General features: G+C 47.2%; 5 protein-coding genes and 1 tRNA gene. 4 read left to right on the forward strand and 2 right to left on the reverse strand.

All coding sequences use genetic code 11. The features are described from left to right. Positions 1-55: 55 nt before the first annotated feature. From AYK67_RS00045 to AYK67_RS17725, 4 genes are all read left to right on the forward strand, one after another. A tRNA-Met gene (locus AYK67_RS00045) sits at positions 56-132 on the forward strand. Between the two features lie 298 nt (positions 133-430). Further along, on the forward strand, positions 431-1,684 hold the full coding sequence (locus tag AYK67_RS00050) for an SIR2 family protein (RefSeq protein ID WP_082735532.1): 1,254 nt from the start codon (positions 431-433) through the stop codon (positions 1,682-1,684). After that, positions 1,681-3,498 (forward strand): ATP-binding protein, encoded by a 1,818-nt coding sequence (locus AYK67_RS00055; RefSeq protein ID WP_082735531.1) that lies wholly within the window; start codon positions 1,681-1,683, stop codon positions 3,496-3,498. The genes AYK67_RS00050 and AYK67_RS00055 overlap by 4 nt, the downstream gene beginning before the upstream one ends. Before the next feature lie 29 nt (positions 3,499-3,527). Continuing rightward, the gene (locus AYK67_RS17725) at positions 3,528-3,737 is read left to right on the forward strand and encodes a KTSC domain-containing protein (protein ID WP_068080580.1); all 210 of its coding nucleotides are present in this window, start codon (positions 3,528-3,530) and stop codon (positions 3,735-3,737) included. A gap of 96 nt (positions 3,738-3,833) precedes the next feature. Here AYK67_RS17725 and AYK67_RS00065 read toward each other — a convergent pair whose 3' ends face one another. Together AYK67_RS00065 and AYK67_RS00070 are read right to left on the reverse strand one after the other, a co-directional pair. Further along, the gene (locus AYK67_RS00065) at positions 3,834-4,994 is read right to left on the reverse strand and encodes a hypothetical protein (protein WP_068080577.1); all 1,161 of its coding nucleotides are present in this window, start codon (positions 4,992-4,994) and stop codon (positions 3,834-3,836) included. A gap of 218 nt (positions 4,995-5,212) precedes the next feature. Further along, the coding region (locus AYK67_RS00070; RefSeq protein WP_208976170.1) for a helix-turn-helix transcriptional regulator at positions 5,213-5,424 on the reverse strand (212 nt) is incomplete at its 5' end.

Genomic DNA, 5,424 nt, shown 5'->3' on the forward strand with positions numbered 1-5,424 from the left:
ACCGGGCACCACAAAGCCCGCGCAGGGCACAACAAGCCCCTGCACACAAAATTAACGCGGGGTGGAGCAGCCCGGTAGCTCGTCAGGCTCATAACCTGAAGGTCGTAGGTTCAAATCCTACCCCCGCAACCAAATAACTAACTGAAAAACAACAGTTTATTTGGATGAAGCATTCCGTACTCCCAACGATATAATCAGTCATGGAAGCATTGCGGAAGCAGAATGATAACTTTTTGAGAACAATAACATACATCAATTAGATAGACTGCCCAAGAGTATAAAATAAACTGCATTTAGTAGATTGAATAGTTAATTTACTGTTCAATAGTTGTATATCCTAAAAAGTTATTTACGGTAAAAGCAAGTAATAAATTATATCTGGCTGCCCGAGGATGTTACCGTGCCTACCGTTTATAATCCTGATACTTATATGGCCGACTTTCGTCAGGTCCTTTCTCAAGGAAGAAAACGTATCGGCTTTCTTGTCGGTGCAGGTGCTCCGCTGTCGATTTGGGTCGATGAAAACCAACGAATAAGCGGTGCTAATGATTCAAGGCCTTTAATACCCGGCGTGGATGAGTTGACAAGACAGGCGATAGAAGGGCTAGAGGATCACACGAAGAAAGATGAGGCAAACCGAATTAGAGAGGAGCTAGGGAAGAGCGCAAACATAGAAACCATTTTGTCCAAAGTTCGTCTTCTTTTTGAAGCGCTTGGACCTCTCGAAGTAAACGGGAAGAGTGGGAATTGGTACGGTGAGTTAGGCAAGGATATATGTGAGCAAATTGGCAAAATAGTTGGGGTGAGCCTCCCTTCAGATCGTAACGCCTACAATGACTTGGTTACATGGATTGGTGGAACCAGCAGAAAACACCCTATCGAGATTTTTACTACAAACTACGATCTTCTTTTTGAAGCCGCTTTTGAAAGGTCGAGGACGTCGTATTTTGACGGGTTTACAGGCGCACATGAACCGTTCTTTGACCCCGTATCAGTGGCTACCGACGACCTACCGTCAAGGTGGGCGCGTCTTTGGAAAATGCATGGGTCACTTGGTTGGGAAAGCGCTGATCATGGTATAGTAAGGACAGGGAACATGGCTTGTAGTGAGTTAGTGTATCCAGACCATCTGAAGTACGACCTTACTCAGAAACAGCCATACGCCGCGTTGTTTGAGCGGCTAAAGAATTTTCTGTTGACTCCAGATAGTGTGCTCATAACAACGGGTTTTTCTTTTCGTGATGCACATATTTGCGCAGTTCTTGGGGAGGCGCTCTCTAAGAATGCAAATTCGGCTGTAGTAGCCTTTCAGTTTGGCCTCCTTGATCATGAGGAACCGGCAGTTAAAATGGCTGTTGATCACCCAAATCTCTCAGTTTATGCGTGGGACGGAGCGGTTATCAATTCCGTTCAGGGTCAATGGAAGCCCGGTGAAATGCCAAAAAACTGGGAGCAAATCAGACCTACTTACTGGGGGGAGTTAAAGTCGGGATTACCTCATTGCTTCATACTGGGGGACTATTCGAAGCTCGCTGGGTTCTGTTTGCAGGCAAAGGCTACAGATCTTTCAGATGCTCGAAACACCGGTGAGACTAATGCCGATGCTACTGCTAAGGCTGCGCCAGAGGATAGAGGAGGCCCTTCTAAAGGTGAAACTGCAGATGCTGCAGAGGTTGAAGCATGACACAACAGAATTTTGATCCTACTTTTTTGGGAAATGTCTGCGGTGTCTCTGGCTCATCAGTTATGGTCAAACTCTCCCCATCATTAGACTCAGGGTTAGCTATTATTGAAGGCAGGACATATCGAGTTGCTCAGGTGGGTAGCTTTGTCAGAATTCCTCAAGGCTACCAAGATTTATTCGGAATAATAACTGAGGTTACCTCTGTCGCTAAAGAGCAAGAAGGCACTGATGGGTTTGAACGGTCTATCAAAGTTGAACTTGCTGGTGAGGCTATAGCTGGGCAGTTTGAGCGTGGAATAAGCCAACATCCAAACGTTGATGATCCTGTTCATGTCGTTACCGAAGACAAGCTGCGGGAAATTTATCAAAATGATGGACCCGGTTTTTTTGCTATAGGCAAACATGCTAGTTCGTCTAACATTGATGTCTCTCTATCATTAGATAAACTGCTGACTAGGCATTCAGCAGTATTGGGCTCAACAGGATCAGGAAAGTCGACAGCCGTATCTAGTTTGCTTAGGGCGATGTTGGATGCTGCAAATATCGAAGACAGGACCAATAAGACGCGGATTTTAGTGATTGACGTGCACGGCGAATATTCCGAGGCAATGGCTGATGTAGCTGCTGTGTATAGTTGTACGCCGCGAGAGCATGAGAAAAATCTATTCATTCCTTACTGGGCGCTAGGGTTTGATGATTTGTTTAGACTGCTCTCGGGCTCATTAACAGAAACGCAGAAAAGCCCAATCGCTGAATCTGCGATGCAAATGAAATTGTCCTATATCGAGAATGAGAAGGCTCTCGGGCACCGTCATTTTGATGACATAAACCTTGATTCATTGAGCGTTGATGCTCCATTCCCATTTCGCCTCAAAAAGCTTTGGTTCGATTTGGTTTTTGATGAATTGGCTACGTACTCCAATAGAGAACAGACAGAAGAGGCGTATGTGCTGAAGGATGATGGTTCGAGGGAGGACGGCGGAGACGTTGGAGCCTTGAGGGCGCCCAAATTCCAACCTCCTGGTATTGGTGGCTCGTTTCCAAATAAAGGAAAGAAGGCGAAAGGACTTCTTAAGCCACTTGATTTGATTAGATCGCGGCTTCTCGACCGTCGGTATGATTTCTTATTGAGGCCGGGGCCGTGGGAGCCTGACACTACTAACGGTAGGGTCGAGAAAGATCTCGGCGAGTTGCTCCAAGATTGGTTGGGGCATGAGAAAGCTGTTACGATTCTTGATCTTTCTGGTGCTCCATCAAATATGTTAGCGCACTTGGTAGGTTGTGTGCTGCAAATCATTTATGAAGCTTTGTATTGGAGTCGCCGTTCACCTGAAGGTGGAACCCAGCGACCACTGTTAGTCGTAATGGAGGAAGCTCATCGATATCTGGCCAAAGGAGGCGATGCTACATCGTTGGATATCGTTCAAAGAATTGCAAAAGAGGGCCGTAAATATGGGATCGGCTCCATGGTTGTATCCCAGCGTCCTTCGGAAATAGATGAAACAATACTGTCTCAAGCTGGTACCCTGATATCTCTACGATTGACGAATACGCAAGATCGATCTCATGTGAAAGCAGTCTTACCTGACAACTTGGGCAGCTTATCTGATCTTCTTTCTGTACTACGAACTGGTGAAGCTATTGTATTAGGAGAAGCTATCAACCTTCCTGCGCGGTGTCGGTTTGCGGAACCCTCGGAGGAGAAGAGACCTCGAAGCTCTGATCCGAAAGTGTTTCGGGCGTGGTCGTCTTCTCGAGGTGCGGAAGATTATGAACAAATGGTTTCCCGTTGGCGGAAACAGATAATAGAGTAATTTGGAGTAAATATTTAAAGGATAAAGTAATGGAACGGGAAGCAGTAAGCTCATCGAATCTGGCTTCGGTTGGATATGAGGAAGAAACGTCTGTGCTAGAGGTGGAATTTAACTCTGGGCGCATATACCAATACTACGATGTTCCGCAGAAAACACATGAGGAATTAATAGGGGCTGATTCGGTTGGCCGGTATTTTAATGCACATGTTCGGAATTCATTTCCATTTCAGGAAATGTAGGAAAATCACCTTAATTTAGGATTTGCTATATTAATTTCAGAATGGTTGAGTTTACAGTGTTGTATTATTGCTTGACGTCGTGATATCGGTGTTATTTCATATCGCTCCCATTCTCTTTTCTGCTCGTTGTAGGCTCTTCCAGAATGCTTCATCGGGGTGGTCGATTTTGTTTTGCAGGGTCTGGGCTATTTGGTCGGCGAAGTCCTCGCGGATTTCGGTTGCACTCAAATCAAGCAGGGCGGCTAGGCTGGCAGCATTGCCGGTGATTTGCTGAATATAGATTTCCTTCTGCTGTTCTTTAATCGTCTGTTTCAGCTGGTCGCGGGTTAAGCCCGCCTGATAGCTGGAGAGCTTCGTTTGCATTGCTATGCCCACGGCATCCCATAGGGGATGGTTAGGCCAACGGGAAAGGTTGCTATCCCCCTTCAAGGGCGTCACATAGCGGGTGGTGCTGATTGCCTCGCTGTAAACATCGCCAATGCCATGTTCGATATCGGCAAAGGTGCGCAAGCCCCAATTATCCTTCAGTTCTTTCTTGCCCGCGCGTAGCTCTACCCGCCAAATGCTCTTGGTCGTATCCTTGGGGTCAATGCCCCATAGCTTGAACCAGAAGGGCTTCTTCTTGGTTAGGGCTTCAAGGCGCTTATCGTAAACGCAGATTTGGCGACCGGGCATTTTACCAAGTGTAACAGATTCAATTCTTCTGCCACAAAACACAAAGCTATCGCCTTCACTGGTTTGGGATATCTTTTTGTGCGACGTTTTCTTTTCAAAATGCGGGCGCACCTTGGTTTTGTAATGGGCGACAAAATGCTGATAGTTGAGCGTAAAGCTTTGCGGCAATAGAAAGTCGAAGGCAAAATCTACTCGCCTTATGCTCTCTTGGCCGAATGTGGCGTCCAGATCATGCAGGCGCTGATAGATTTGGCGGCGGGCCTGTTCAAAATTCATGCAGGCAAGCGCACTGGCATGCAGCTTCACCGCTAGGTTCCATTCGGTTGTATTGCTGCTGTCTTTTATGCTCCACAACTCACCATCGGCTCCGGTATCCAATAGGAAGGCATAGCCGCCCTTCAGGCCTGTTTGGCGTACACAGCCACGCACACGGCCATTATTCAAGCTGACGCTTTGGTCTTGCTGCTCTTGTTGCGCCGCCTCTTTAGCTTGGCGCAGTTGAACAAGGGTTTCTTCTGGCAGGCAGCCAATAAATGCTACCTCGATACTATCAAATCCGGCATGAACAAGTTTAATATGCATGGTTTACGCTGGTCTTCGTTTTTGTATTTCTAGAGGGGGGTGTTACAAAAACCCCCCATTGCGCACCGCTGGTGCTTTATTGAAATTGGAAAGTGAGGAGAAAAAGCAGGGCGACTTGTGCGTGTGGCACTGCCCAATGGCTTTGGAAGAAAAGCCCGGCAAGCCGGGCTAGAGATTGCCGCAGCGTGTGAGTAAAAGCGCTGCGGGTGCGTGTGAAGCTAGGTGAGGGCGTGCTCTGAACTGTGGCGAACGGTGAGCGCTTCAGCCCAAGCAATCAGGTCTTTGCGACGGTAGCGAATGGCCCTTGCGGATATTTTCACGTAAGCAGGACCGCCACCACGCAAGCGCCAGTTTTGCAAGGCCCGCGCTGTATAGCCTAAAAATTCTGCGGCATGTTTTTCTGGAATTAAACAATCAAAATAGTCTGGTG

It is taken from the genome of Polycladidibacter stylochi (assembly GCF_001562055.1).
GTDB classification, from domain to species: Bacteria; Pseudomonadota; Alphaproteobacteria; order Rhizobiales; family Stappiaceae; genus Pseudovibrio; species Pseudovibrio stylochi.